The organism is Streptomyces sp. NPDC003720 (assembly GCF_042875075.1).
GTDB lineage: Bacteria > Actinomycetota > Actinomycetes > Streptomycetales > Streptomycetaceae > Streptomyces.
The window spans coordinates 554,687-580,553 of record NZ_JBIANZ010000002.1; the positions used below are offsets into that span (position 1 = coordinate 554,687).

Genomic DNA, 25,867 nt, shown 5'->3' on the forward strand with positions numbered 1-25,867 from the left:
GGTGCGGCTGTCGCCGGCCGGCGGCTGAGCAGTCCCGCCCGCATGGGCCCGCCCGCCCGGCCCGCTGCCACAGACCCATGCCCGCGCCGTGCTTGGTCAGGGAGTGGACCGCAGCGGTGGTGCCTGCCATGTCATCCCGGGTGGCTGGAGTAGGGGTGAGGGCTCGGGTCCGGGGTCGTCGGTGTCGACGACTCCAGCGGCCGTGTGGTCGAAGTCGGCGGGCCAGCGGGTGTGCTCGCTGGCCAGGGCGCCGGTCAGGCGTGCTTCGGCGAGGTTGGCGGTGCTCAAGTCGGTGCCGCGCAAGTCGGCCAGGCGGAGGTCGGCGCGGTGGAAGACCGCGCCGTGGGCGGAGGCCTTGCGCAGGTTCGCCTCGCGCAGGTCCGTCTGGGTGAAGTCGGCGTCACGCAAGTCGGTTTTGACCAGCTTCGCGGCCCGTAGGTCGGCGAGAACGCAGCGAGCCCGGCGGAGAATCGCCGTCGTGAGGTCGGCGTGCCGCAGGTTGACCGAGACCAGGGACGCCTGGGTCAGATTGGCGTGGTAGAGGCCCGCCGCTTCCATGCAAGCGCGGTCGAAGTTGACCTCGGGGAACCACAGTCCGTCGCAGTCGGCCCGGCGCAAGTCGGTGACGCTGAGATTGACCCAGGACTGCTCACGGTGCTGGCACAGCACGCCGAGCGCGGTCAGCGCCACCTGGGTGTCGGCGGCGCGGGTCTCCAGCGGTGCGATGTCGTTGATGGGCACGTCTGCCGCCGGTGATTCCGGCCCGGCGGGTGGCCAGGGCTGGTGTGTACGCAGATACGCGGCCTGGATGGAGATGATGGCCTCCCGGTCGCGGGCGGACTGCTCCGCGATCCGCCACAGCGCGTGCAGCCCGCCGATGCGCACATCCAGCTTGTCGCTGCCGAGCTGGTCGACGGCCCGGCTGAACCGGTCGGTGACGTAGCCCTCCTGGGTGGCGCGCAAACCGTCCTGACTCACACGCAGTTGCCGCCAGGTGGCGTACGCGCCGAAAAGCACGACCAGGCCGCCGACCACCTGCAGAAGCGTCGTACGGACATCGTTCACCGCCTTCAGCCGATCCTGCGCGGCGACGCTCGCCCCGCCGAGATCGTGGTCGACCACCACCTCCGGCAGTACGACGAACACTGTGCCCAGAACGACCAGTCCTGCCACGGCCAGCAGACCTGCGGCTGCACGACGCCTGACCAGCCCGTCGTGCCGTGCCCGCCGCCCGGGGTCTGGTTCCCCCATCTCCATGGGCATGAGAGCCTAGGCGCCGCTCAAAAGACGATCAAGAGTCCACGTGGCCTCCGGGGGCCGGGGCATGCGACATCGGGGCCGCGCACCCGCTGCCGCCCCGAGGCGCTTCGGCGTGCAACCGCTTCGCGGCCCGTCCCAGTCCTTCGGCGAGGGGCCGGGCTGCGATGGTGCGGTGGTGGAAGGTGATGCACCGCGTCAGCTTGAGACGTCGACCGCCTTGGCCTGCCCGACCAGGACATCGAGCTGCGCGTCTGCGCGGGCGGCCACGTCCAAGGCCGCTTCCTCCTTGAGCCGACGCCCGGCCACACTCCGCTTCTCCAGTCGCGGCTGGTCGCCGTCACCCTCGCTGACCAGGCTGGCTCCGCACTCTGCACCGCCTGGCATCCTTATCAGGTCGATCGTGGGGGACGCCGACGTCGGTCAACGTCTCGGCTGACCGCCCACTGAGGTACGGCGTCGGCCGCCTGCTGTTCGTGCCCGGGTGTGGGACTGGTCGGACGTGACCTGCGGCTGATCATCCCTCATGTGCGGACAACGGCGGCTGACAGCGACGGGCTGTTCGGACCTTGTCGACAGCGCTTGGGAGATGATCCGACGCGCGTGTCGAGCAGTGGTCCTAGGGTTCAGGGATGCGGCGCTCCGGACAGGGGTGGGAAGGACTTGGGTATGTCGGGGTGGGAAGACGATCCGGTCTACCAGGCGATCGAGGAGGCGTTCCTGGACGGTGATCCGGACGACCAGCTAGGGGGTCTCCTCGATGTCCGTGCCGTGGTGGCGTCCCTGCCGCAGGGGGCGAAGGACGCGTTCGGGTTTGACGACGTTCCCTGGGGGCGGTTCCCACGCGGTCCCGAGACCCGGGCAGACCTGGAACACCTGCGAGACGTCGATGCCGAGGCCGCCCGCCACGGACTCCGCGGTCTGGAGGGCGAGTTGGCGAACAGCGCACGGTCGGCGTGCGCGCTGACCGTACCGTTCCTCCTGCGCATCGGTGCCGATCCTCACGCCCACTTCCGCGCCGACATCCTGGTCATGGCGGCGGAGATCGCCCGCCAGACCACGGGCCCCGGCCCGTGTACACGCGAGGAGCTGCTGCGCGTCGCCTACGCCGACGGTGTGTGGATCAGCGAGCCGAGCGGCTACCCGGGGCACTGGTCGATCCAAGCCGCCCGCGACGCGATCACCGCGGACGCCGGCCTCGTCATGACGCTGCTCGCCGACCCCGAGCCGCATGTGCGCTGCGCGGCCGCCTACGCGCTGGCCGCCTCTTTCAGAAGCGAAAGCGATATTAAGGGCGCCTTGCGCACGAGGCTGAGCGCCGAGGACGACCCGGCCGTGCGCGCCGGTATGGTCCTTGCCCTCGCACAGCTGGCCCTCGAGGACGGTGACGCCGACGGCGAGGCATGGACCCGGATGCTGTGGTCCGACCCCGCGGTGCCGCGCGAGATGCGGGTGAGCGCCGCGCTGGGATGGCTGTGCCTGACCGATGCGGCCGTGCCGGACGAGTTGCGCACTGTCATGGACGAGTGTGCCACCGACGCCACTGCCCGGCTGATGGCGCCGTTGCCGTGGATGCGCGCGGTCGATCTCGGGGGTGACGCGGGACTGCAACGCTGCGTCCGAACGTTGCTTGCCTGATACTGCTTGACCAGTGGCAGTCTGAGGTGTGCCACCGCCATCCCCCTGCTTGCCTCACAGCCGGTTCGGCGGCGTAGCCGTTGCGCCAGGCCGGCCGAGCTGCTCGCCGTCAGGTCCACCGCATGCCGATCCTCCGGCTCCCGGAACAAGGCCCGCCCGGTCGGGCTCACCGTCGTCGCGTTCAGTTCCTCGCGCGGCGCGGCTCGCCAGGCTGTCCGTGGGTGTCCCGGGCTGCGGCGGGGTCAGGCGGCAGCGGGCAGGGCCCGCAGCGCCTCCCCGATGAGGGCGATGCCTTCCTCGATCTCGTGGGCGGCGCCCGCCGCGTAGCCGAGGATGAGGCCGGGTGGGCCGGGGGTGAGGCGGTGCCAGGACAGGGGGTGGGCCTTCACCTCCCGGGCGAGCGCGGCCGCGGCGAGGTCGGTGTCGCGGACGCGGCTGCCGGGCCCGTCGGCGAAGGTGACCATGAGGTGCAGTCCGGCGGCCGCCCCGTGGACGCGGGCGCCGGGCAGGTGTGCCTCGACGGCCCGCACCATCACGTCCCGGCGCCTGCGGTGGCGGCGCCGGACGTGACGCAGGTGCCGTTCGAGCTCGCCCGAGTCCATGAGCCGGGCCAGGACCAGTTGGGTGAGGATGCCGTTGCCGAGGTCGGCGTACCGCTTGGCGGTGACCAGGGCGTCGCGCAGGCGCGGCGGGACCAGGAGCCAGCCGACCCGCAGGGCGGGGGCGAGCAGCTTGGAGACGCTGCCCGCGTAGCAGACCCCGTCGGGCAGGAGGGAGCGCAGTGCCGGTACGGGGGGCCGGTCGTAGCGGTGCTCGGCGTCGTAGTCGTCCTCGATCACGACGCCGCCCTCGGCCGCCCAGCGCAGCAGCTCGCGTCGGCGTTCCCCGTCCAGGACCACGCCGGTGGGGAACTGGTGCGCCGGGGTCATCAGCACCGCCCGGGCCCCGCAGGCGCGCAGCGCGTCGACGTCCAGGCCGCCGGCGTCCACGGGGACGGGGACGGTCGTGTGGCCGCCGTACTCCAGCTGCTGCCGGGCGCCGAGCGAGCCGGGGTCCTCGACGGCGACGCGGTCGACGCCCTCGGCACGCAGCAGTTGCCCGAGCAGCCCCAGGGCCTGCGCCACACCGGCGACCACCACGACCTCGTCCGGGTCGGCGCGGATGCCGCGGTTGCGGGCCAGCCAGCCGACGACGGCCCGCCGCAGCGCGGGCGCGCCCTGGGGGCTGCCGTAGCCGAAGTCGGCCGGGGTGACGGCGGCGAGGACGGCGCGTTCGGCGCGCAGCCAGGCGGTCCGGGGAAAGGCGGCGAGGTCGGGCACGCCCGGGGAGAGGTCGATCCGGCAGGGCAGGCCGCGCAGGGCGTCGACGAGGCCGTCGCGGTGGGGGGAGGCGAAGAAGGCGTCGGGGAAGGGGGAGGCCCGATGCCCGGCGGCGGCGGGGGGTGACGAGGACGAAGGGCGGCCGGTTGCCGAGGAGGCTGTGGGCGGTGCTGAAGGGGACGCCGGGGGCGCCGGGGCGGCGACGACCACCGTGCCGCCTCTGCCCCGGCCGGCGATCTGGCCTGACTCGGACAACCGATGGTAGGCCTCGGTGACCACGCCCCGGGTGACGCGCAGCTCCTCGGCGAGCACGCGGCTGGCGGGGAGCCGCGTCCCGACCGGCAGCCGGCCGTCGGCGATGGCCGACCGCAGCCGGTCGGCGAGCCAGGCGGTCCGCCCGCCCGGGGGCGCGTCGGCGATGTCGAGCTGGAGGAAGTCGGAGCCGAGGGAGGCGCCGGGCCGAGACGGACGGCCGTCGGCCGCACCGCCGGCCCCGGAAGCCGTACCGGCCGATCTCACCGGCGCGTCCGCTGCGGCGGCTTTGGACCCCTCGACCGACGGCTCTTTGGACCTGCCCATGGCGTCCATTGTGCGACCAGGGTGGACCCATGGACACCCCTTCCGCATCCTTCGCGCCCCTGGCCCCCGGCATGCTCGGGATGGTGCTGGTCGGCAGCAGCGTCAGCGTGTCGCACGCGCTCGTCGATGCGCCCCTGTTCACCGCCCAGGCCGTGCGCTACGCGGCCGCGACCGCGATCCTGCTGCTCCTCGCCCGGCTCGCCGGTACTCGCCCGGTCCGGCCGCGCGGCCGGGAGTGGCTGTGGCTGGCGGGGCTCGCGGTGACGGGGCTGGTGCTGTTCAACGTGGCCGTGGTGCGGGGCGTCGCGCATGCGGAGCCCGCGGTGATCGCGGTCGCGGTGGCGTCGGTGCCGGTGGTCCTCGGGGTCCTGGGCCCGCTGCTGGAACGGCGCGCTCCGAACCGGCAGGTGTTGCTGGCGGCGCCCGTGGTGGTGGCGGGCGCGGTCCTGGTGGAAGGCACGGGCCGTACGGATGCGGCCGGGGTGGCCTGGGCGGCCCTGGCCCTGGGCTGTGAGGCGGCGTTCACGCTGCTGGCGGTACCCGTGCTCGGCCGGCACACGCCCTGGGGGGTGTCGGTGCACGCGTCGTGGCTGGGAGCGGTGCTGTTCACCGTCCTCGGCGTGACACGCGAAGGTCTCACGGCGGCGGGAGAGTTGACGGGAGCGCAGTGGGCGGCCGTGGGCTACCTCGCACTGCTGGTCACGGCGGTCGCCTTCGTGCTCTGGTACTCGACCGTACGCACTGTCGGCGCCGGTCGCGCGGGCCTACTCACGGGCATCGCCCCGCTCGCGGCGGCAGCGGCCGGCACGGCGACGGGCACGGGGGTGCCGGAATCCTCGGTGTGGCTGGGGATCGCGGTGGTGATCGGAGGGCTGGCCGGGGGGCTGCGGCCGTCTCGGGCTCACGGCGCAGCCGCCTCCGTGGACACCGCGCCCCGCACAGCACCCTCGCCCACGTCGGCGCGCTCCAAGTAGGCACAGGTGCGACGGCCGACCGGAACCCCCGTGCCACGGGTGCGCGCCGGAGTCCCGCCGTCGAGCAACGTGACCGACGTCGGCGACGCCCCGGACAGGCGTCACCGATGGTTGTGCACCTGTGGCCGGCCGAGCGCACGCCGGCGCGGCGGTTCGAGGACCACCGGCTGTCGGACGACGTGCACCACCACCTCGCCGCCCAGACCCAGAGCCGGTCGGCTGGCGACCCGGTGGCCGTCGCGGCGACCTTCTCCGGAGGAGCCGCCACCCGCCACTTCGAAGTGCTGCGGCCCGGCTGCGCTGGTTCCCGATCCATGCCCCGAGCCGGGGCTGCCGCTCCTTCTCCTCTTCCTCGTCCTCCTCTTCCTCGTCGCCGCCGCAGGTGCTTTCTGGGCACGCGGGCCGTAACCGTACCGACGATCGCCTTGTTGGTTCCGCGGTCTCCGTGTGGGTATCGGGCCGGCGGGTAGCCGGTGAGCGTGACCGCATCCGCCATCGCCGTCCTTGACATCGACGGGACACTCATCGACTCCAACTACCACCACGCCCTCGCCTGGTACCGGGCACTGCGCTCGGTGGGCGAGATTTATCCGGTGTGGCGGCTGCACCGGCTGATCGGGATGGGCGGGGACCAGTTGGTCACCGCTGTCGGTGGCGAGGAACTGGAACGCCGGGTGGGCGACCGGGCCAGGGAGCAGCAGGGCAGGGAGGTCGACGAGCTGCTGGAGGAGATGGCGCCGTTGCCCGGTGCTCGCGATCTCCTACTGGCGGTCAAAGAGCGCGGGCACCGGCTCGTGCTGGCCAGCTCTGCTCAGCAGCGTCACGTGGAGGTCTTTCTGGACATGCTGGACGCCCGTGACATCGTCGACGACTGGACCACCAGCGCCGATGTGGAGTCCTCCAAGCCGGCGCCGGATCTGCTGCAGGTGGCGCTGAAGAAGCTGGGAGCGCCGCCCGACGCGTCGAGTGTGATGGTCGGCGACTCGGTGTGGGACGTCGAGGCGGCCAAGAGAGCGGGGATGCCGGCGATCGTCGTCCGTTCCGGCGGCTTCGGGGACGACGAGCTGCGGAAGGCCGGCGCCATCGCCCTCTATGACACCCCGGGCGACCTCGCGAAGGCACTGGACGACACCCCGCTCGCCTGACGCCCCCACCGTCGCCGGGCCCGCCCGGTTGCGGCGCCCGATATCGGCCGCTCGGTGAAAAGCATCTACCGTCCCACCCCCAAGGGAGTACCGCCAACCATGACCGCCAATGAGGCAGACCCCGCCACCGAGGCGAAGAGCACCCGCCCCGAGGCTCCCGCCGAGGCCGCGAGCGACGCAGCCACCGGCAACCCCTTCCAGCCGCACCCCACCCTCCCTGAGGGGATGGGCGATCTCGACCGCCGCGCGATCGACACCGTGCGCGTGCTGGCGATGGATGCCGTGCAGAAGACCGGCAACGGCCACCCCGGCACCGCGATGAGCATGGCCCCCACCGCCTACCTGCTGTTCCAGAAGTGGCTGCGCCACGACCCGGGCGAACCGAACTGGGTCGGCCGTGACCGCTTCGTGCTGTCGATGGGGCACTCGAGCCTCACCTTGTATATCCAGCTCTTCCTCTCCGGCTACGGCCTGGACCTGGCCGACCTTCAGGCGCTGCGCACCTGGGGCTCTGCGACCCCGGGCCATCCCGAGGTCAACCACACACCGGGGGTGGAGACGACGACCGGCCCGCTCGGCCAAGGCGTCGGCAACGCCGTCGGCATGGCGATGGCCGCCCGCCGCGAGCGCGGTCTGCTGGACCCCGACGCCCCCGGGGGCGAAAGCGTCTTCGACCACACGATCTGGGCGTTCGCCTCCGACGGCGACCTGGAGGAGGGCGTCAGCGGCGAGGCGTCATCGCTGGCCGGCACTCAGGAGCTGGGCAATCTGGTCCTGGTCTACGACGCCAACCGGATCTCGATCGAGGACGACACCGACGTCGCGTTCACCGAGGACGTCGGCAAGCGTTACGAGGCTTACGGCTGGCACGTGCAGCACGTCGACGACGGCGAGGACCTGGCCGCGGTCGACCGCGCGCTGGCCGCTGCCCGGGCCGAGACCGGCCGCCCGTCGCTCATCGTGCTGCACACGATCATCGGCTGGCCCGCGCCGAACAAGCAGAACACCGGCGCGGCCCATGGATCCGCGCTGGGCGAGGACGAGGTCCGGGCGACCAAGGAGATCCTCGGCTTCGACCCCGACAAGACCTTCGAGGTCGACCCGGAGGTGCTCGAGCACGCCCGCCGGGTCGCCGAGCGCGGCGCGCAGGCGCACGCTACGTGGCAGCAGCGCTTCGACGCGTGGCGGGCCGGCAACCCCGACGGCGCCGCGCTGCTCGAGCGGATGTCCACCCGTCGGCTGCCGCAGGGCTGGGCGGACGACCTGCCGGTCTGGGACGCCGATCCGAAGGGCGTGGCGACCCGGAAGGCATCCGGCGAGGTCCTCGCCGCCCTGTACCCGGTCCTGCCGGAGCTGTGGGGTGGTTCGGCCGACCTGGCGGAGAGCAACAACACCGCGGTCAAGGGGGAGGCTTCGTTCCTGCCCGAGAACCGGCAGACCAAGATGTGGTCGGGCGGCCCGTACGGGCGCACGCTGCACTTCGGCGTCCGCGAGCACGCCATGGGCGCGATCATGAACGGCATCGCGCTGCACGGCGGGACCCGCGTGTACGGCGGCACGTTCCTCACCTTCTCCGACTATATGCGCGGTGCGGTGCGGCTGGCCGCGCTCATGCAACTCCCGGTCACCTGCGTATGGACGCACGACTCCATCGGGCTGGGCGAGGACGGCCCCACCCACCAGCCCATCGAGCACTACGCGGCGCTGCGGGCCATCCCCGGCCTGGACTTCGTCCGCCCGGCCGACGCCAACGAGACCGCGGTGGCCTGGCGCACCATCCTCGAGCACAACGACCGCCCGGCCGGACTCGCCCTGTCCCGGCAGAACCTGCCTGTCTTCGACCGCACACAGTTCGCGTCGGCCGAGGGCGTCGCCCGGGGCGGCTACGTGCTGGCCGAAGCCTCCAGCGGCAGTCCTGAGGTCATTCTGATGGGCACCGGAAGCGAGGTGCAGATCGCCGTCGCCGCCCGGGAGACGCTGGAGGCCGACGGCATCCCGACGAGGGTCGTGTCACTGCCGTGCTGGGAGTGGTTCGCGGCCCAGGACCGGGCCTACCGCGAGCAGGTGTTGCCGCCTGCGGTGCGCGCCCGGGTGAGCGTCGAGGCCGGCGTGCCCATGGGCTGGCGGGAGTTCGTCGGCGACGCCGGCCGCATCGTCGGCCTTGACCACTACGGCGCCAGCGCGGCCTACACCGTGCTGTACGAGCAGTTCGGGCTCACCGCGGACGCGGTCGTCGCCGCGGCCCGGGAAAGCCTTGCCGCCGCCGAGGCGCCACCGCTGGCCCCCGCCGGCCCGGCCAGCGTCGGCGTCCTGCAGGCCCCCACCGGCGATCGCTGACCCGCCCGCCCCGCCCACGGCGGGGTGGGCGCGGCGCACACCGCCGACGGGTCGCCGCCGGCGTCGAGCGTGCACGGCAGCCGGTCGGACCCCGCAGCAGGTCGCTGAAGCCCCCGGAGCCTGCCCTCCGCACCCTCCGGTCGTCCGGTGCCTTCCGGTGCGGTCGGCGGTCGCGGGCGTCGGGATGTCAGGCGAGGCCGCGACCAACGCCCTCCTCTGGATCGCCGATGCCCGGTCCTGTCCGTTCAGTGCGTGCGCCGGCCTCGTGGCGGGCAACCCGGCGAAGGCCACCTTGGCGCCTTTCGGTGTCGCTGCTCGAGGTTGATTACCTCATCGTCGAACGCTCGGAAATCTATGCTGGCCGGAGTAGACATTGGGTTGTGATCTGGTTATGGTTTCTGTCGTAGCCCGAAGGGATCGAAAGCCCGGCAGAGACGAACTGCCGGGCAGCGGGACCGTAGTTCCCGCAATCGCAGTGCGCAGGACGGTGCGGTGACGGAGTTTCGAAGCCAGGTTGGTTGCAGGACGGCGACGGGACTGGTGACCGGACCGGGTGGCCCGCGGTGATCAGGGGCCGCCGTGAGGAGTACCCGTAGGAAGTGCAGTCGGCAGTACCCAGCAGCGAAGTCAATGAGCGGTACCTCGGTGAAGGCGTCGGCTGCGGGCGCACGCACCGGGAGGTTCGGCAGCGGGGTTCCAAGCCAGAGCAGATGCAGGATGGGCGACGGGGCTGGCTGCCGAAGTGGCGCTGTGAGAGGCCACCAGCAGTGCGCAACACCAGCAGTACGCAGTTCCCGTTTGGTAAGTGATCGATCCAGAGGGAAGAACGGAGGAGCGAAGCGCCATCAGGATCGCCCGGGAGAGCAAGGGAGCCCGGGTACCGCAGGACATCGATAGTGAGGTGGTCTCCGGTCACGCATCCGCGATCCCCGCGCCCCCGACAACAGTCAGGTCGGGTCTGCGGAAACAGAAGGCCGGCGCAGTATCAGGGCCGGCAGATGGTGTAGCAGTTCCTTCGGGGCCCGGGAGTCACCTGCTCCCGGGCCCCTCCACGCGTTCCACAGAGAGGTGCAATGACCGCAGACGATTCGTTCGGCCGTCTCGACGACGACGACTACCCCGCCTACACCATGGGCCGGGCCGCTGAAATGCTCGGCACCACCCAGGGCTTCCTCCGCGCCCTCGGAGAGCACCGCCTCATCACCCCGCTGCGCTCGGCCGGCGGACACCGCCGCTACTCCCGCTACCAGCTGCGCATCGCCGCCCGCGCCCGGGAAATCGTCGACCAGGGCACCCCCATCGAGGCGGCCTGCCGGATCGTCATCCTCGAGGACCAGCTCGAAGAGGCCCAACGCATCAACGCCGAGTACCGTCGCGCCGCCGAATCAGCGAATCCGACGGCCGCGGCTTGACCTGAGCGCGCCTGCCGCCCCAGACGGCGGACCTGCCCGCACACGGTCCACAATGTGTACTTGTTTCCTGTCGTGACAGCGTGTGCGGGCGTGTACCGTCCGCGTCAGCTGTCGTGGCTCGGAAGTTCCCCTTGCCCACGCCGTAGGCGTGGGCGTTTTGCTGTGCTGTGCCGCGGGCCGCTTCCCTGACCGACGACCCGTCGCTGTCCGGTGTGCTGTCATCGGACTGCTCAGGGTTCGTTCGGGGAACCTGGGCCGGAAACATGGTGGTCTTCCGCGTCGGTATCGGTCAGTGGCCCGGCATCGGGCGCAGGCGCACGGGGACGGAGGCGTGTCCGTTGCTGATGAGGCTCGGCAGTTTCTTCAGCGCGCTTCGCTCCGTGGCGAGTTGAGCGTCGGGGAAGCGTTCGAAGAGCAGGCGCAGCGCGGTGGCGACTTCGAGTCGGGCCAGCGGGGCACCGAGGCAGAAGTGAACGCCGTGTCCGAAGGCGAGGTGTTCCTTGCTGGGGCGGGTGGCGTCGAAACGGTCGGCCTCCTTGTGCCAGTCGGGGTGGCGGTTGGCGGCGGCGTAGGAGGCAAGGATCGCCTCGCCGGCTTTGATCGTCCGGCCGTCGGGGAGCGGGATGTCGGTACGGGCGTAGCGCAGGGGAAGGTGCTTGACCGCGGGCTGGTGGCGCAAGGTCTCCTCGACGACGTCCTGCCAGGTGCAGCGGCCTTCCCGGATGTGGGCGAGCTGCTGGGGATCGGTCAGCAGGGTGGTAATGGCCTGGTCGATCACGTTGACGGTGGTCTCGTATCCGGCGCTGATCACCAGCAGGAGCGTGTCGCGTAGCTCGGCGTGGCTGAGGGCGGAGCCGTCTTCCTCGTCGCGGGTGGCGATCAGCAGCGAGGCCATGTCCTCACCGGGTTCGCTGCGCTTGGTCTCGATCAGGACGTCCAGCAGGCCGTAGAGGGCGGTGGTGTTCGCCGCCTGTTCCTCGACGGAGAGATGGGTGGCGAACACGTTGTCCACCACGGTGCGGAACTCGGCGCGCTGGTCGGCGGGGACGCCCACGAGCTTGCCGATGACAGCGATCGGGAGCGGGTAGGCGAGGTGCGCGCGCAGGTCGACCGTCCCGCCGGCCGGGAGGCCGTCGAGGATGCCGTCGACGAGGGCCTCGATGTCCGCCTGGAGGGCGGCGGTACGGCGGGCGGAGAGGGCGGGCGCAACCATGCGGCGCAGGCGGCTGTGATCCTTGCCGTAGGCGGTGAACATGTTCTCCACCGCGACCCACAGGGCCAGCGGCCAGGTGGTGACGGTCTCTGCGAAGGCCGGCCAGTGGGCGCGGCCGTCCTTGGAGACGTCCTTGCTGGTCAGAAGCTGCTTGAGGAGGGCTGGGTCGGAGACCGACCAGGCGCGCACGCCGAGGATGTCCACCAGCGTCGCAGGGCCGCGCTCGCGCAGGGCCTGGTGTTCGGCGTCCGGGTCGGATCCGGTCGGGTCGAGGACGAGTATCTGCTGTTCGGACACGGTGAGGTCTCTTTCAGCTCGTGGGGAACGTGACGGGCCGGGCGATCAGGCAGCGGTGGCAGGGAGCGGGACGCCAGACGACGTGGTCCCGATGGCCGTCGAGGTCCATCACGGGCAGAGCGTCGACGGCGAGGAGGACGCCGGCTTCCGCGATGAGGTACGCATGCGATCCAGCCGGGCAGGGTGCGGGCCGGGTAGGCCCGATTGCCCAGCGGCCGGTGGGATCCCAGCCGGGAGTCGGTGTTTCAGGCGGTGTGACCGATGACCACCGGCAGTCGCCCGGAAGCAGAAGGCCGCCGATGTCGACCGGCCTGGTCGGATAGGTCGGTAGCGGCGGGGGAAGACGCTCCATTGGTTGTGCGTCTCGAAGAGCACGGCGGTGACCAGCCGCAGGAGCCCCTTGCGGTAGGCGGTGCGGGCCTCGGTGTGCTCCGTCCACTCGGCGCCGATCCGGGCCGCGGCCTCGGACTCGATCAGCATCCGCTCGGCCACACTCCGCACGAGTTCGACTCGGTCCGCCGAACGCAGTGACTCCAGCAGGCGGAGTAAGTCAGGCCGGGACAAGGTCACCGCGCACCTCCTGCGTCGAACTTGCGGGCCAACATGGAGAGTTGCACGATGACCGCCTCATGCGCAGGGAGCGGAGAGCGTCACCGGTTGCACGCCCCGCGCACACCCGCTCGGTGTTCGTGACGGACGGCGCGGCCTCGCTCTCCCGATCGCGCCGGCCTGTCGCCGTGGTCGTCGAAGACCGTGTTGCGTGACCTGTTACTTGTCCACTGCAGAGGACAAGTCCAGGCTCGGACCGGGCAATGGACAGGGAGTTGACGTTGAGCGACATCGAGGACCGGCCACAGGTCTCATCGCAGAGCGCAGGGAGCGGGCCCGATCAGTTGGCCGACATGTTCCGTGTCATCTCGGCTGCCTCGGTGCTGGCGCGTTGTCCGAGATCGCCGAACAGCTGCACCGTGACGGCGGCCAGGACGTCGTCCCCGCCGACAGTCCGCCTCTCCCCGTTGCGGGTGGACAGGGCGAGGACGGGGTCCTTGGGCACGCCGTGTCACCCGTCGAGTCCGTCGAGCAGCAGTCGGAGTCCTCCGAGGAACTCCCGGTCGGCGTCCATGGTCCGGGCAGTGCGGGCGGTCTGCGTCATGTGGGGGAACTCGTCGGGCGGTAGCCGGGTGATGGCCGTGGTTCCCGGCCCGGCCAGCGGGCCCAGGTGTTCGAGCTGGATGGCTCCGATGAGATAGCCGAGCAGGGCGCGCAGGGCGATGACGCGCCGCTCGCCGCTGATACCGGCCGTGGTGAGGATGGCGAGCACGGTCTCCGACCAGCGCAGCCCGGCGGGGGAGCGGTGCCGGTGCACCACGGTGAGGGGGATGGCCTCCGGGTGGGCGCCCACGGTGTCGCGCAGGCGCCGTGCCATGACCTCGATCCGGTCGCGCCATGGCGCGCCGGGGTCCGGCGCACCGGTGTCCACCTCGCTCAGTACCCGCTCGACGACGAGTCGTTCGAGGTCCTCGCGGTCCTGGACGTACCGGTACACCCCCATGGTGCTCATGCCGAGTTCCTGGGCGACGGCGCGCATGGACAGCGCGCTCAGGCCGTCGCGGTCGATGACGGCGAGGGCGGCCGAGGCTAGCCGGTGGTCGGTGAGCGAACGCGGGCGTGGCATGGCGGTTGACAGCGTACGGCATACGCCTACGCTGGTGAGCGTACGCCGTACGCCTACGAAGAGAGGCATGCGCCATGGCCCGCAGCACGGCACAGCACAGGACCACCGTCGAGCGACGCGAACTCACATGCGTCTCGGGTGATCGCATCGCCGTTCCCGACCCCGATCGGCTCATCCACCTGCAGTTCCGGCGCTTCGCCGGATGCCCGGTCTGCAACCTGCACCTGCGCTCGGTGGTGCTGCGGCACCGGGAGATCGAGGCCGCCGGTGTCCGTGAGGTCGTGGTGTTCCATTCGCCCGCCGGTGAACTGGCGCCGCACGTGGCGGATCTGCCGTTCGCGGTGGTCGCCGACCCGGACCGGCGGCTCTACGAGGAGTTCGGTGTGGAGCGTTCGCCGCGCGCGCTGCTCGACCCGCGTGTCTGGGGGCCGATCCTGTGGGCGGTCGTCAGCGGGGTGTGGAACGTGGCGCGCGGGCGGGAGCGGCTGCCCTCCCGCAGCCCGCACGGCGGCCGGCTCGGTCTCCCCGGCGACTTCCTCGTCGCGCCGGACGGCCGGGTGCTCGCCGCGAAGTACGGCGAGCACGCCTACGACCAGTGGTCGGTCGACGAACTGCTGGAGCTGGCGGCCCATGCGGACGCGCGGGCGCGCACCGAGCGGCGGACGCCGGACTCCCGCATCTGAGCGATGCGGGACGGCTCTCCCGGAGCGTCGTCACCGTGGTGCGACCGGCGCCTGCTCGGGCTCCGCTGACCCGGCCGGGCGGTGCAGCGCGAACCAGACGCTCTTGCCGGTCGCCGTTCGCGCGCTGCCCCAGGCGTCCGCCAGCAGGTCCAGTAGTTCCGTTCCGCGACCGCCCTCCGCGTCCGGGCCGGCGATGTTGCGCACCGGGCCCGCGGACTCGGTGTCCTCCACCTCGCAGAGCAGCCGGGATTCACTCAGGCGCAGATTGAGCCGGAGCGGACCGCGGGTGTGCCGCAGCGCGTTGGTGACGACTTCGCTGACCAGGAGCTCGGCGGTGTCGCCGAGGCCGGGCACGGCCCAGTCGGCCAGCTGCGCGGAAACCAGCCGCCGCGCCTGGCGCACGGAGAGCGGTTCCTGCTTCAGGGGCCAGGACGCGTCCCAGGCGGTGGCGCGTGCACGGGGTGCGTCCAACGGGCGCAGGGGTGCGAGCGTACGGGACCACAGGGCCCACTGCCTGACGGCCCAGGCGTTCACTGCGGCGCGCGAGAGGGGCCTCCTGCGGCGAGCCGCGGCGGGGAGGCCGATGGCCAGGACGGCCATGGGAATCAGTCCTTTCGTGAAATGAGCTGTTCGGTTCCCCGAGATGCGCGCTGCTGGACACGTCGGGCGCAAACATGTAGCGGTTGCTACACCAAAAAATATACACGTAGCGGCTGCTACGGTAAAGACCTATACAAAAAATCTCATACCGGACAGATGTGAGACCACCGCGATGTCAGGAGCCGTCATGCCCCGCCCACCGGACACGGCCAGACGACGAGACCTTCTCGACCAGGTCCGCGACTACGTGCTGCGCAACGGTCTCGCGAACCTCTCGCTGCGGCCGCTGGCGCGGGCGCTGGGCACCAGTGACCGGATGCTCCTCTACTACTTCGGCACCAAGGAGCGGATGGTCGCCGAGGCTCTCGCCGACTACGAACGCCGCCCCCTCCTGCGCGCCCGCGAACTGCTGGAGTCGGCCGGCCCGCCCAGGGACCCAGCGGCCCTGAGGCGCTTCATGACCGAGGTGTGGCGGCAGTTCCGGGCCCCCGACGTACGCACCGCGCTCCCTCTCTACCTGGAGATCATGAGCGCCGGTGTCCTGCACCCCGACCGCTATGGCTCCGTCATGCGCGACGTCGTCACCTCGTGGACCGACCTGCTGACGTCCGTCCTCCAGGACCTGGGCATGCCCCGGGACCGGGCCCGGACCCAGGCCACCCTCCTGACCGACGCCACCTTCGGCCTGCTGCTCGCCCCGCTGGCGGACGGCCACTGGGACCGTGCCGACGCGGCCTTCCAGGCCCTCCTCGACAGCCTGGAATCGGAGTGGCACGCGACAGGCCCGGGCGGGCGGGCTCGCGGCGGGGCCGACGCGGACTAGTCCCGGCCCGCCGGCGCCGGCCAGCCGCAGCCGAAGGCGGCCTCCACGAAGCACTGGTCGTACGCCGCCTCCGCGCCCCGGCGCAGAGCGTCCCGCAGGGCCTGCGGGGACGGTGGAACACTTCGGGACCATCCGTCGCGGAGCAGGGACACGGCGAACCCGGTGAGGAAGGCGTCGCCGCAGCCCATCGTGTCGGACATGGCCCCCGGATCCGCGGTGCGGGCCGGCGCGACGGCGGTGTTCCGGCCGTCGTACGCGACCGCCCCGTGCAGGCCGCGGGTGGCCAGCGCCAGTCCCGCCCCGCGCCGCACCGCCTCGGCGAGCAGGGCGCGGGTCGCGGTCTCGTCCAGGTGCGAGCACGACAGCAGCGCCAGGTCCACATGGGGGCAGACGCGGTCGAGGTACACGGGCGCGCGGAACTCCTCCTCGTCCGAGAAGTCGAAGCTGACCAGCGGTCCGGCCGCCGCGAGCGCGGGGAGTTCGGCCTCCGTGCCGGAGTAGACGCTGGAGTGCACGAGGCTGAAGGACGCGGCGTAGGCGAGCAGCTCGGGAGTGAGGGGGAGCGGCTCCGCCACCGCGCCGCCGCCGGGTTCGTAGCCGAGGAAGACCCGGTCGCCGTCCTTCACCCGCAGGGTGGAGACCGAGGTCGTTCCGGGGCGCACCACGCTGCGGTCCGCGGTGACGCCTTGCGCCGACACGGCCGCGCGCAGCCTGGCGCCGGGACCGTCGTCGCCGAACACCCCGAGGTAGGCGGCGTCCAGGCCGAGCCGGCGGGCGTAGACGGCGACGTTGACGCAGTTGCCGCCGGGGTAGTCGGTGCCGCGGTCCACGAAACGGTCGACGGTGTTGTCGCCGAAGCCGAGGACGTTCATCAGGGTCTCCCGAGGCGCGGACGCGGATGCGCTGGTGCGCGGCGCCCGCCGTGGGCGCGCCGGTGCCGGGGCACCGGCGCGCGGGGCGGATGGACGGGGTGGAACCGGTCGGAGGGCTCAGTAGTCCATGACGCGGTAGTAGCGGCGCAGGTCCAGCGAGTGGTCGCGCACCCGCTCGAGGTGCTTGCTGACCCGGTCCATCACGGTGTCGAGCACGAGCGGCGCGAGCAGTCCGCGGAACTCCGGGCTGATGCCGTCGAGCGGGTAGTCGCGCGTGTCGAAGACGGTGACGTCCCTGGAGACGCGCCTGGCGAAGGCCTCGGCCCGGTCGGTCAGCGCCCGGGTCTCGTCCTCACCCTGGAACACGATGACGCTGGTGTCCTCCTCCAGCAGTTCCAGCGAGCCGTGGAAGAACTCCGCGCTGTGCACCCGGGTCGTGCGCAGCCACTGCATCTCCTCCAGGATGCACATGGAGTACAGGTAGGTGAACCCCCACAGGTTCCCGCCGCCGACGAGGAAGTGGTAGTCGGTGTCCTTGTGGGCCTCGGCGAACTCCGACGCCACCGGCTCGGCCTGCCGGGCGACGTCCACCAGGACGCGGGGCAGCGCCGCGAGTTCGCCGGCGAGCCGCTCGTAGCCCTCGAACTCACCGCGACGGGAGAGCAGTCGGCCCATGAAGAGCAGCAACTGCACGTCGAACGGCCAGGCCTTGGGCTCGGAGACCAGCGCCGTGTCGACGTTCCGGGCGACGGGGGAGTCGGGGTAGCCGGTGAAGCCGATCGTGTGGGCGCCACGGGACTTGCAGTAGTCGATGGCGCGGAGGCTGTCGTCGGTGGTGCCGGAGACGGACGTGAAGACGGCGATGGTGCGCTCGCCGAGGCGGGCGTCGCCGGAGACGACCAGTTCGGCGGCGACGGCGGCCCGGACCGGGAGCACCGAGCTGCGCCGGGCGAGGTGCTCGTAGGGCCACATCTGCGCGTACGTGCCGCCGGCGCCCACGAGGAGGACGTTGTCGTAGCCCTCGTCGGCCAGCCGGTCGACGGTCTTCTCGATCTCGGGACGCAGCGCCAGCAGGCTCTCCGTCTGGGAGACGAACTCGGCTTCGTTGAACTTGAGCACGGTGATGACTTCCTCAAGGGTTGTTCCGCACCGGCCGGCGTGTGCCGGGGAGCCGGTGTTGCGAGGTGCGCGGGGACCGGATCGGGTCAGGCCGCGCGACGCCGGGAGAACAGCACGTTGGCCCCGGCGATGATCAGGCCGCCGGCGAAGATCAGCGTTCCCATGACGTTGACCTGCGGGGGCACGCCGGTACGGCTGGCGCTGTAGACCCACAGCGGGAACGTGACCGTACGGCCGGCGTTGAAGCTGGTGATGACGTAGTCGTCGACGGACAGGGCGAAGCAGAGCAGGGCGCCGGAGGCCACGCCGGGCAGCAGCATCGGCAGGGTGACCAGCCGGAACGCCGTCCAGGGGCCCGCTCCGAGGTCACGGGCGGCCTCCTCCAGCGTCGGGTCGTGCCCCGCCATGCGCGCCCGTACGGTGATGGCGACGTAGGGGATGCAGAAGGCCACGTGCGCGATGACGACCGTCCAGTAGCCGCGGGGCACGCCCAGCACGATGAACAGCGACAGCAGCGCGGCGCCGAGGGCGATCTCGGGAGCCGCGATGGCGGCGAACATCAGCAGGTCGACGGAGCCCCTGCCGCGGAAGCGGTGCCGGCCGAGCGCCAGCCCGATCGGAGTGCCCAGGAGCGTTGCCACCACGGCGACCACCAGGGCGATGGTGAGGCTGTTGACCAGGGCGGAGGTCAGGTTGGGGATGGCGAACAGGTGCCGGTACCAGTCGAGCGTGAAGCCCTGCCAGGTGAAGTTCACCTTGCTGCCGGTGTCGTTGAACCCGAACAGGATCATGACGGCGATCGGCAGCAGCAGCCAGACCAGCACCAGCACGGTGTACACGGTGAGGGCCGGGCGGCGCGGTGCGCGCCGGGCACGGGGCCCGGCGGGCGCCCCGGTCACGGGGGCGGCGGTCGTGGTGGTCATCGCGCGGCCGCCTCCAGGACCTCGTCGGTGCCCAGGGCCCGGGCGTAGGTGAACACGGCCAGCAGCAGCGCGCCCATGAGGACGAAGGACAGGGCGGAGGCGCCGGGGTAGTCCAGGTTGCTGAAGTACTCGGTCTGGATGATGTTGCCGATCATCGTCGTCGAGGGGCCGCCGAGGATGCCGGCGTTGACGTAGTCGGCACAGGCCGGCACGAACGTCAGCAGCACTCCCGCGAAGACGCCGGGCAGCGACAGCGGCAGCACCACGCGGAGGAAGGTTCCCGCCCGGGAGGCGTACAGGTCGGTGGACGCCTCGATCACCTTGGGGTCCACCCGTTCCAGCGCCACGTAGACGGGCAGCACCATGAACGGCAGGAAGTTGTAGGTCAGTCCGCCGATCACCGCGTAGGGCGTGGCCAGCAGGTGGAAGCCGGCTGGGAGCAGACCGACGTCCTTCAGCGGCCCGAGCAGGACGCCGTGGTCGGCGAGCACCACGTTCCAGGACTGGGTGCGGATGACGAAGGACACGAAGAACGGCAGCAGGAGCAGGAAGAGGAACACCGACTTGTGCCGGCCTGCCCGGAAGGCGATCCAGTAGGCCACCGGGTAGCCGACGACGGCGCAGGCCGCGGTCGCCGCGGCGCCGTAGACCAGGGAGCGGACCAGTTGCACGTGGTAGGTGCGGACCACGTCGGCGTAGGTGCCGAAGTGGAAGGTCTGGCGGAAGCCGTCGATGAAGTTGCCGGTCTGCAGCGACAGGGACACCATCACGATCACGGGAGTGACGAAGAAGGCGGCCAGCCAGAGCCAGCCCGGCAGGATCATCAGATAAGGGGCCAGCGCGTCACCGGGACGGCGGCGCCGCCGCCGGGTCACGCCTGGTAGATCGGTTCGAACAGCGCGTTCCACTGCTTCTCCTCCTCTTCGTCGAGCACCCGCAGACGGCGCAGCTTCGACTGGTCGGCCTCGGTCGGGAAGACCAGGGGACTGGTGCTCAGGGCGTCCAGCACGGTGCGCCGCTTGCCGGTGGCGGCGGCCGCGTCGCGTGCGACGACCCGCTGCGCGGCGGGGACGGGGCAGACGAACTGCACGGTCTCGCTGATCCGCGCGGCGACCTCGGGCCGGTAGGCGTAGTCCATGTAGGTCAGCGCGTCGACGGGGTGGGCGGCCGTCGACGGGATGCAGAGGTTGTCGGTCCACAGCAGACCGCCTTCCTCCGGGATGACGAACTCCAGTCGTGAGCCGCTCTGGTTGGCCTGGAAGACGTCGCCCGAGTACACGAGCGAGGCCGCCAGGTCGCCGCGCTGCAGGGAGGACTGGTACGTCGAGGTGGAGTAGGAGCGGACCATCCCGGCGTCGCGCTGCCCGCGCAGCCAGGCCGCCGCCTTGCGCCAGTCGGCGTGCGTGGAGGTCTCCGGGTCCACCCCGACGGCCAGCAGCGCGATGTTGCCCATCTGCACCGCGTCGTTCCACATGCCGACCCTGCCGCGCAGCCCGGGGTCGAGCAGGTCCTGCCAACTGGTGATCTTCCGGCCGACCCGGGCCGGGTCGTAGCCGATGCCGGTCATGCCGGACTGCCAGGGGACGGTGTAGACGTTGCCGTGGTCGAAGGAGGTGTTCTTGAACGCGGCTCCGCCGTACCTCGCGAAGTTGGGCAGGCGGCTGTGGTCGAGCGGGGCGAGGTAGCCGAGTTCGATGTACTTGCCGAGGTAGCTGTCGCCGCCGACGACCATCAGGTCGTAGCCGATGCCCTGGCCGGAGGCGAACTCCGGCTGGATCCTGCCGAACCAGGAGGCGCTGTCGTCGATCAGCTCGTCGTAGGCGACCTCGATGCCGCTCTCGCGGGTGAAGGCGTCCAGGGTCGGGTGCTTGCTCTGGTCGGCGGGGTCGACGTCGATGTACTGCGTGTAGTTGACGAAGTCCAGCTTTCCTGACCGCTTCCTGCCGGCCCAGAAGTCGGTGACGGCGGCGGCGATCTCGGCTTCTCCGGTGGGGACGTGCACGCGGGCGCCGGGGACGCTGCACGCGGCGAGCGGGGCCAGCGCGGCGGCGCCGGCCGCGGCGCGCAGCAGGCCGCGCCGCGTCCAGCCGCGCGGGGCCAGTCCGCGCGGCCGGGGCGCGAAGGGTGTGGAGTGCTCGGGCATGGTGGTCGGTCCGCCTGTCGTCAGTACGAGGTGAGGGAAACCGGGTCCGCGGCGGCGGTCGCCGCGGGGGCCGGGGCGGGGTTGAGCGGGTAGGAGTGGCCGGTGGCCCAGGAGAGCCAGACGGTGTCGCCGCGGGACGGGGACGCGCAGGCGGTGCCGTCGTTGGGCTGGAAGACCGTCATCTCCGCACCGGCGCCGGTGTCCACCGTGTAGCTGGTGGAGGTGCCGAGGTAGACCACCTCCCGGACGGTGCCGCGGACTTGGCTGGCGGTGCCGGCCGGCTCGGTGGTCAGCGTGATCTTCTCGGGCCGCACGGTGAGTTCGACCGACTCTCCGGCGGCGTGGGAGCCGTGCAGCGGGACCGTGACGCGCTGACCGTCGCCGAGGTCGATCACCCCGGTCCCCGCGCTCACGGAGGACACGCGGCCGCCGATCAGGTTGGAGGTGCCGATGAACCCGGCGACGAACGCGGTGGCGGGCCGCTCGTACACCTCCTGCGGTGCGCCGACCTGCTCGACCAGGCCCCGGTTCATCACCGCGATCCGGTCGGACATGGTCAGGGCCTCGGCCTGGTCGTGCGTGACGTAGACGAAGGTGATGCCGACCTCGCGCTGGATGCGCTTGAGTTCCAGCTGCATCGTCTGGCGGAGCTTGAGGTCGAGGGCGCCGAGGGGTTCGTCGAGGAGCAGTGCGCGCGGGCGGTTGACCAGGGCGCGGGCCAGGGCGACGCGCTGCTGCTGGCCGCCGGAGAGCTGGCGGGGGCGGCGGTCGGCCTTGTCGGCGAGTTCGACGGTGGTGAGGATCTTCTGCACCCGCTCGCGGATCTCGTCCTTGGGCACGCGCTTGCGGCGCAGTCCGAACGCCACGTTGTCGGCGACGCTCAGGTGCGGGAACAGGGCGTAGGACTGGAACACCATGTTGATGTCACGCCTGTTGGCGGGCACCCCGACCATGTCGCGGCCGTGCAGCAGGATCTGCCCGGACGTCGGTTCCTCGAAGCCCGCGATCATCCGCAGGGTGGTGGTCTTGCCGCAGCCGGAGGGCCCGAGGAGCGAGAAGAACTCGCCCTCGCCGATGGCGAGGCTGACGCCGCGGACGACCGCCGCGTCCCGGGCGCCGGCGCCGCCGAAGTCCTTGATCACATCGACGAGGGTGATGGCAGGGCCAGCGGTCTTCGGCGGCGAGGGGGTGTCGGTTGCCATCCGTGGTACCTCCGGTGTTCGGGGCGTGGGATCTGGGCTGACGCGGGCAGGGGCATGCCGTGGCCGGCCGGGGAAAAGGCGGACCGGGGCGGGTGTCGGTGAGAGTTGATAACGTTACCAACGAGGCCGACCTTACCCACGGACATGCCTCGTCCGTCAATGGTTGAATGGCCTCGAATTCCATCGGCCGTTTCCCCGGCCGCCGCCGGACCGCCACCCATGAGAGACCGCCCATGCCCAGCACCGCCAGGCCGCCGCGTCGCGTCACCATCCCCGACGTCGCCCGGCACGCCGGCGTGGGACAGGCCACCGCCGCCCGGGTCCTGGGCGGATACGGCTCGTCCAGCGCGGCCACCCGGGAACGCGTGCTGGCCGCCGCCGCCGAACTGGGTTACAGCACCAACGCGGTGGCCCGGAGCATGATCAGCGGGCGGACCCATACGCTGGGCGTGGTCGTCGCCGACGTGGAGAACGCCTACTTCGCCCGCGCGGTGCGCGGCGTCACCGACGTCGCGGCCAAGGCCGGACTGCAGGTCGTCCTCGCCAACAGCGACGAGAAGGGCGAGACCGAGAGGTCCGCCGTGCAGATGTTCATCGAGCGGCGGGTGGACGGCCTGGTCGTGGCGCCCGCCGCGGCCGACCACGAACACCTCGACAAGGCCGTCGCCGCGGGCATCCCCGTGGTCCTCCTGGACCGCGCGCTCGGCGGCGCCGCGCTGGACACGGTCGTGGTGGACAACCGCGGTGCCGCCAAGGCGGCGGTGTCCAGGTTCACCGAAGCGGGGCACACCCGTATCGCGGTGGTCACCTCGGCCTCCCCCGACGAGGACGCCGCGCGGCTCGCTCCCGGCGCCGACATATGGACCACCACGGAGCGGCTCACCGGATACCGGCAGGCCCTGCGCGCAGCGGGCATCCCGCGCGGGGCGGAGCTGATCCGGCACACCGGGTACGACCGGGCCTGGGCGCGATCGGCCGTACTGGACCTGATGACCTCCCCCGACCGGCCCACCGCGCTGTTCACCACCGACAACGTGGCCACGCTCGGCACACTCGACGCCCTGCTCGACCTGGACGCGCACATCCCCGCCGACGTCTCGGTCATCGGCTTCGACGACGCCGAGTGGGCCACCCTCGTCCGGCCGAGGCTGAGCGTGGTCAGCCAGCCGGTGCAGGAACTGGGCGGGCTGGCGGCCGACATCCTGGTCCGCCGGATCAACGGCTCCACGGCCCGTCCCCGCAGGCACACCCTGCGCGCCGCCTACGTCTCGCGCGAGTCCACCGGTCCCGTGCCCGCGCGGGTCCGGCGGCTGCGGCCGGTGGGGGAGTGACGGATCGCCTCGCCCGCCTCCTCGAAGGCGCCGAACGCGCCGGTGCGGCCGTGAGCCGGCGGTCCGGGATCAGCTGGACGGCCGCCGGGCCGCGCTGCGGTGGATCGAGATGCCCAGGGCGAGCATCCAGTAGCTGAGGACGGCGCCCATCAGCGCGGTGGTGCCCCAGCCGTTCGCCGCGTAGAAGTGCGCGGGCGTGTTGCCGAAGAACAGTGAGGGCACGAAGGCCAGGTTGACCCCTGCCAGCACGAACGCGGAGCGGCCGGTCCACCGCGGGAGCAGGTCGGTCCGGGAGATCCCGTGGCCCACGGCGGTCAGGAAGAGCGCGAGCATGACGCGGCCGATCGACCCGTACAGGATGTAGGTGCCCTCGACCGTGACGGTCGGGTCGATCGGGTGGTCGGCGGCGATGACAGCGCCGGCCTCCAGCCCGTGGGAGACCAAGGTGATCGTCGCGTAGACCAGCCCGGCGGCGAAGGCCGTCGTGCCCACCCACTCGCAGGCAGGGTCCGCCCTCTTGACGAGCTCGCTGAAGGCGGTGGCGAAGACGATCAGGAACGCCAGCGCCAGGATCCCGATGAGCAGTCTGGCCAGGACGTTCGAGTCCGGTGGCGGCCCGGAGTAGAGGAAGTACAGGGGTACTTCGACGATGAGCGCGGCCGCGGTGGCGATGCCCGCGAGCCCCGTCAGGCGCCTGACGCCGGTTTCGTTCATGGAGATCCCCCTCGGCCCCGTGCCCCGGGGCCCTGGTCGGTCGGTTGCCGGTGAGGTGAATGCTGCCGCTCCCGCCGCTCCTCGTCGCTGGGCGTGAGCCCCGGATCAGGGGTGGTCCTGCTGACACCCTGACGGCGCGACTCATGACTGACGGTGGGTCAGTTTCGAACCTCGGAGCCATCCGGGGCCGACCGATGGTGTGTGCCGTGTCACGCACCCGAAATGTCGCCCAAGTTGTGTGCATCACAGCGCAAATGTCCTTTTAGGCCCCATCCTCGAAGCGGCTACCGGCTTCCGAAGTGGGGCCAGTCGACGTCGCCTTGGGCGTGAAGTCCGATGTGACGCCCGCCATACCACTCGCGAAGTTCTCCCCAGTTCTCCCGGAAAGGTGCCCACCATGGCTGCTTACCTCTGTCCTCCTGCCGTGATACACGGCGAGCACGCAGTGAAGACCAGCGAGATCGTGGCGGAGGTGCGCGACCGGCACCCGGACGCGGCGTGGGCGCCGCGGATCGACGGCATCGCGGCGAGCACGGGCATCGAGACCCGTGGCTGGATGCTGCCGCTGGAGACGGCCGTGGCCCCGGGTGACGGCGGCGGCCTGCGGAACCTCGGCGTCGGGCGGGCCCAAGAGGCGCTGGCGCGCGAGGGGTTCACCGAGCAGGACGTCGACCGCGCCATCGCCGCCCTCGAGGCGGTACCCGCGCCGCAGACCGTCCAGGAGCGCACCGCGCCGGCCTGGGAGGCCGTGCAGTCCTACGGCGAGCGTGCGGCGCGCGGAGCCCTGCAGATCGCCGGGCTCGACGTCGCCGACGTCGACTGCCTGATCACCAGTCACTCCACCACTCCGGCGCTGCCGGGCCTGGACGTCGCCCTGGCCAACAAGCTCGCGCTCCGCTCCGATGCGATGCTGCTGCCGGCCACGCAGTGGGCCTGCGTGGCGGGGACCCGCTCGCTGGCGCTGGCGGCGGATCTCGTCGCCGCCGACCCCGACCGGGTGGTCCTGGTCGTGATCTCGGAGGCGCTGAGCACGACCTACCAGCCCGCGGACGACACTCTCGAGTCCCTGATCGTGCGCCTGCTGTTCGCGGACACCGCGGTCGCCACGGTGGTCACCGGCCGCCCGCGGCGCGAGTCGGTGCTGCGGCTCGACGCCGCCTGGCACCACACCCTGCCCGGCACCCAGGACCTGCACCGCCTGGAGACGCGCGCCGACGGCACCCACTTCGTGATGGACCGGCGCGGTCCGCGCGCCGTGCAGGAGACGGTCACCGCGATGTGGGAGTGGCTGCGCACCCGCCACCGGGACGACCCCGACTCCTGGCACCCCGACGTGCTGCTCGCGCACCCCGGCGGCACCCGGGTGCTCGAGTACATGGAGCAGACGATGCCCGACACCTGGCCGTCGGGGCTCCTGGACTACAGCCGGGACAGCTACGCCAGCGGCAACCGCGGCGGCGCCGCCGTGTTCGACATCATGCGGCGGGCGCACGACGCCGGGCAGAAGCCGGGCACCCGCGCCGTGCTGTACGCGGCGGCGCCCGGGCTCACCGCCACCGCCCTCGAAGGGGAGTGGCTCTAGTCCGGGCCCGCGCCCGCCGGTGCCCGGCC

General features: G+C 71.7%; 23 protein-coding genes. 9 read left to right on the forward strand and 14 right to left on the reverse strand.

Annotated features, from left to right (window positions below):
• Positions 1 to 96 precede the first annotated feature (96 nt).
• Positions 97 to 1,164, reverse strand: coding sequence for a pentapeptide repeat-containing protein (locus ACFYU0_RS08105; protein WP_389298941.1), 1,068 nt, complete (start codon positions 1,162 to 1,164; stop codon positions 97 to 99).
• A gap of 291 nt (positions 1,165 to 1,455) precedes the next feature.
• Positions 1,456 to 1,644, reverse strand: a complete 189-nt coding sequence (locus tag ACFYU0_RS08110) for a hypothetical protein (protein ID WP_389298657.1) — start codon at positions 1,642 to 1,644, stop codon at positions 1,456 to 1,458.
• A 282-nt stretch (positions 1,645 to 1,926) separates the two neighbouring features.
• Between ACFYU0_RS08110 and ACFYU0_RS08115 the strand changes: the two genes are divergently transcribed.
• Positions 1,927 to 2,895, forward strand: a complete 969-nt coding sequence (locus ACFYU0_RS08115; RefSeq protein ID WP_389298659.1) for a hypothetical protein — start codon at positions 1,927 to 1,929, stop codon at positions 2,893 to 2,895.
• A gap of 242 nt (positions 2,896 to 3,137) precedes the next feature.
• Here the strand turns inward: ACFYU0_RS08115 and ACFYU0_RS08120 are convergent, their stop codons facing one another.
• Positions 3,138 to 4,802: a PLP-dependent aminotransferase family protein gene (locus ACFYU0_RS08120; RefSeq protein ID WP_389298661.1), complete on the reverse strand. Its 1,665-nt coding sequence runs from the start codon at positions 4,800 to 4,802 to the stop codon at positions 3,138 to 3,140.
• A gap of 20 nt (positions 4,803 to 4,822) precedes the next feature.
• Between ACFYU0_RS08120 and ACFYU0_RS08125 the strand changes: the two genes are divergently transcribed.
• From ACFYU0_RS08125 to ACFYU0_RS08140, 4 genes are all read left to right on the forward strand, one after another.
• Entirely contained in the window at positions 4,823 to 5,767 is a 945-nt protein-coding gene (locus ACFYU0_RS08125) for an EamA family transporter (RefSeq protein WP_389298663.1), read from the forward strand.
• A gap of 479 nt (positions 5,768 to 6,246) precedes the next feature.
• On the forward strand, positions 6,247 to 6,912 hold the full coding sequence (locus ACFYU0_RS08130) for an HAD family hydrolase (protein ID WP_351666972.1): 666 nt from the start codon (positions 6,247 to 6,249) through the stop codon (positions 6,910 to 6,912).
• A gap of 99 nt (positions 6,913 to 7,011) precedes the next feature.
• A complete protein-coding gene (gene tkt / locus ACFYU0_RS08135) occupies positions 7,012 to 9,249 on the forward strand; it encodes a transketolase (protein WP_389298666.1) in 2,238 nt (745 codons plus the stop codon).
• Between the two features lie 1,073 nt (positions 9,250 to 10,322).
• The gene (locus tag ACFYU0_RS08140; protein ID WP_351666970.1) at positions 10,323 to 10,661 is read left to right on the forward strand and encodes a MerR family transcriptional regulator; all 339 of its coding nucleotides are present in this window, start codon (positions 10,323 to 10,325) and stop codon (positions 10,659 to 10,661) included.
• Between the two features lie 289 nt (positions 10,662 to 10,950).
• Here the strand turns inward: ACFYU0_RS08140 and ACFYU0_RS08145 are convergent, their stop codons facing one another.
• From ACFYU0_RS08145 to ACFYU0_RS08155, 3 genes are all read right to left on the reverse strand, one after another.
• Complete coding sequence (locus ACFYU0_RS08145; RefSeq protein ID WP_351666968.1) at positions 10,951 to 12,171, reverse strand: cytochrome P450; 1,221 nt, start codon at positions 12,169 to 12,171, stop codon at positions 10,951 to 10,953.
• 889 nt (positions 12,172 to 13,060) lie between these two features.
• Positions 13,061 to 13,225 (reverse strand): hypothetical protein, encoded by a 165-nt coding sequence (locus ACFYU0_RS08150; protein ID WP_389298669.1) that lies wholly within the window; start codon positions 13,223 to 13,225, stop codon positions 13,061 to 13,063.
• A 6-nt stretch (positions 13,226 to 13,231) separates the two neighbouring features.
• Complete coding sequence (locus tag ACFYU0_RS08155) at positions 13,232 to 13,846, reverse strand: TetR/AcrR family transcriptional regulator (protein WP_389298671.1); 615 nt, start codon at positions 13,844 to 13,846, stop codon at positions 13,232 to 13,234.
• A 74-nt stretch (positions 13,847 to 13,920) separates the two neighbouring features.
• Here ACFYU0_RS08155 and ACFYU0_RS08160 point away from each other — a divergent pair, with 74 nt between their 5' ends.
• Entirely contained in the window at positions 13,921 to 14,529 is a 609-nt protein-coding gene (locus tag ACFYU0_RS08160) for a peroxiredoxin-like family protein (protein WP_389298673.1), read from the forward strand.
• A 30-nt stretch (positions 14,530 to 14,559) separates the two neighbouring features.
• Here the strand turns inward: ACFYU0_RS08160 and ACFYU0_RS08165 are convergent, their stop codons facing one another.
• Positions 14,560 to 15,129: an ATP-binding protein gene (locus ACFYU0_RS08165; RefSeq protein ID WP_389298675.1), complete on the reverse strand. Its 570-nt coding sequence runs from the start codon at positions 15,127 to 15,129 to the stop codon at positions 14,560 to 14,562.
• Positions 15,130 to 15,316: 187 nt separating this feature from the next.
• Between ACFYU0_RS08165 and ACFYU0_RS08170 the strand changes: the two genes are divergently transcribed.
• Positions 15,317 to 15,952 (forward strand): TetR/AcrR family transcriptional regulator, encoded by a 636-nt coding sequence (locus ACFYU0_RS08170; protein ID WP_389298677.1) that lies wholly within the window; start codon positions 15,317 to 15,319, stop codon positions 15,950 to 15,952.
• On the opposite strand, the gene ACFYU0_RS08175 is transcribed toward ACFYU0_RS08170, so the two are convergent.
• The 6 genes from ACFYU0_RS08175 to ACFYU0_RS08200 form a co-directional block, all read right to left on the reverse strand.
• Positions 15,949 to 16,824, reverse strand: a complete 876-nt coding sequence (locus ACFYU0_RS08175; RefSeq protein WP_389298679.1) for a PfkB family carbohydrate kinase — start codon at positions 16,822 to 16,824, stop codon at positions 15,949 to 15,951. The genes ACFYU0_RS08170 and ACFYU0_RS08175 overlap by 4 nt on opposite strands.
• A gap of 117 nt (positions 16,825 to 16,941) precedes the next feature.
• On the reverse strand, positions 16,942 to 17,943 hold the full coding sequence (locus ACFYU0_RS08180; protein ID WP_389298681.1) for an SIS domain-containing protein: 1,002 nt from the start codon (positions 17,941 to 17,943) through the stop codon (positions 16,942 to 16,944).
• A gap of 86 nt (positions 17,944 to 18,029) precedes the next feature.
• Positions 18,030 to 18,866, reverse strand: coding sequence for an ABC transporter permease (locus ACFYU0_RS08185; protein ID WP_389298684.1), 837 nt, complete (start codon positions 18,864 to 18,866; stop codon positions 18,030 to 18,032).
• Positions 18,863 to 19,690, reverse strand: coding sequence for an ABC transporter permease (locus ACFYU0_RS08190; RefSeq protein WP_389298944.1), 828 nt, complete (start codon positions 19,688 to 19,690; stop codon positions 18,863 to 18,865). Before ACFYU0_RS08190 ends, ACFYU0_RS08185 begins: the two co-directional genes overlap by 4 nt.
• A 47-nt stretch (positions 19,691 to 19,737) precedes the next feature.
• Positions 19,738 to 21,009, reverse strand: a complete 1,272-nt coding sequence (locus ACFYU0_RS08195; RefSeq protein WP_389298686.1) for a spermidine/putrescine ABC transporter substrate-binding protein — start codon at positions 21,007 to 21,009, stop codon at positions 19,738 to 19,740.
• 20 nt (positions 21,010 to 21,029) lie between these two features.
• A complete protein-coding gene (locus ACFYU0_RS08200; RefSeq protein WP_389298688.1) occupies positions 21,030 to 22,211 on the reverse strand; it encodes an ABC transporter ATP-binding protein in 1,182 nt (393 codons plus the stop codon).
• Positions 22,212 to 22,444: 233 nt separating this feature from the next.
• Here ACFYU0_RS08200 and ACFYU0_RS08205 point away from each other — a divergent pair, with 233 nt between their 5' ends.
• Positions 22,445 to 23,542 carry a LacI family DNA-binding transcriptional regulator gene (locus ACFYU0_RS08205; RefSeq protein ID WP_389298690.1) on the forward strand — a complete coding sequence of 366 codons (1,098 nt, stop codon included), beginning with the start codon at positions 22,445 to 22,447 and terminating at the stop codon, positions 23,540 to 23,542.
• A 69-nt stretch (positions 23,543 to 23,611) separates the two neighbouring features.
• On the opposite strand, the gene ACFYU0_RS08210 is transcribed toward ACFYU0_RS08205, so the two are convergent.
• On the reverse strand, positions 23,612 to 24,256 hold the full coding sequence (locus ACFYU0_RS08210) for a hypothetical protein (protein WP_389298692.1): 645 nt from the start codon (positions 24,254 to 24,256) through the stop codon (positions 23,612 to 23,614).
• Between the two features lie 397 nt (positions 24,257 to 24,653).
• Between ACFYU0_RS08210 and ACFYU0_RS08215 the strand changes: the two genes are divergently transcribed.
• Complete coding sequence (locus ACFYU0_RS08215) at positions 24,654 to 25,838, forward strand: type III polyketide synthase (RefSeq protein ID WP_389298694.1); 1,185 nt, start codon at positions 24,654 to 24,656, stop codon at positions 25,836 to 25,838.
• Positions 25,839 to 25,867 lie beyond the last annotated feature (29 nt).

Coding starts and splice junctions, on each gene's coding strand:
- ACFYU0_RS08110 (WP_389298657.1), bottom strand. CDS start 1,644: ATGCCAGGCGGTGCAGAGTGCGGAGCCAGCCTGGTCAGCGAGGGTGAC.
- ACFYU0_RS08115 (WP_389298659.1), top strand. CDS start 1,927: ATGTCGGGGTGGGAAGACGATCCGGTCTACCAGGCGATCGAGGAGGCG.
- ACFYU0_RS08120 (WP_389298661.1), bottom strand. CDS start 4,802: ATGGACGCCATGGGCAGGTCCAAAGAGCCGTCGGTCGAGGGGTCCAAA.
- ACFYU0_RS08125 (WP_389298663.1), top strand. CDS start 4,823: ATGGACACCCCTTCCGCATCCTTCGCGCCCCTGGCCCCCGGCATGCTC.
- tkt (WP_389298666.1), top strand. CDS start 7,012: ATGACCGCCAATGAGGCAGACCCCGCCACCGAGGCGAAGAGCACCCGC.
- ACFYU0_RS08140 (WP_351666970.1), top strand. CDS start 10,323: ATGACCGCAGACGATTCGTTCGGCCGTCTCGACGACGACGACTACCCC.
- ACFYU0_RS08155 (WP_389298671.1), bottom strand. CDS start 13,846: ATGCCACGCCCGCGTTCGCTCACCGACCACCGGCTAGCCTCGGCCGCC.
- ACFYU0_RS08160 (WP_389298673.1), top strand. CDS start 13,921: ATGGCCCGCAGCACGGCACAGCACAGGACCACCGTCGAGCGACGCGAA.
- ACFYU0_RS08165 (WP_389298675.1), bottom strand. CDS start 15,129: ATGGCCGTCCTGGCCATCGGCCTCCCCGCCGCGGCTCGCCGCAGGAGG.
- ACFYU0_RS08170 (WP_389298677.1), top strand. CDS start 15,317: ATGCCCCGCCCACCGGACACGGCCAGACGACGAGACCTTCTCGACCAG.
- ACFYU0_RS08175 (WP_389298679.1), bottom strand. CDS start 16,824: ATGAACGTCCTCGGCTTCGGCGACAACACCGTCGACCGTTTCGTGGAC.
- ACFYU0_RS08185 (WP_389298684.1), bottom strand. CDS start 18,866: ATGACCACCACGACCGCCGCCCCCGTGACCGGGGCGCCCGCCGGGCCC.
- ACFYU0_RS08190 (WP_389298944.1), bottom strand. CDS start 19,690: ATGATCCTGCCGGGCTGGCTCTGGCTGGCCGCCTTCTTCGTCACTCCC.
- ACFYU0_RS08195 (WP_389298686.1), bottom strand. CDS start 21,009: ATGCCCGAGCACTCCACACCCTTCGCGCCCCGGCCGCGCGGACTGGCC.
- ACFYU0_RS08200 (WP_389298688.1), bottom strand. CDS start 22,211: ATGGCAACCGACACCCCCTCGCCGCCGAAGACCGCTGGCCCTGCCATC.
- ACFYU0_RS08205 (WP_389298690.1), top strand. CDS start 22,445: ATGCCCAGCACCGCCAGGCCGCCGCGTCGCGTCACCATCCCCGACGTC.
- ACFYU0_RS08210 (WP_389298692.1), bottom strand. CDS start 24,256: ATGAACGAAACCGGCGTCAGGCGCCTGACGGGGCTCGCGGGCATCGCC.
- ACFYU0_RS08215 (WP_389298694.1), top strand. CDS start 24,654: ATGGCTGCTTACCTCTGTCCTCCTGCCGTGATACACGGCGAGCACGCA.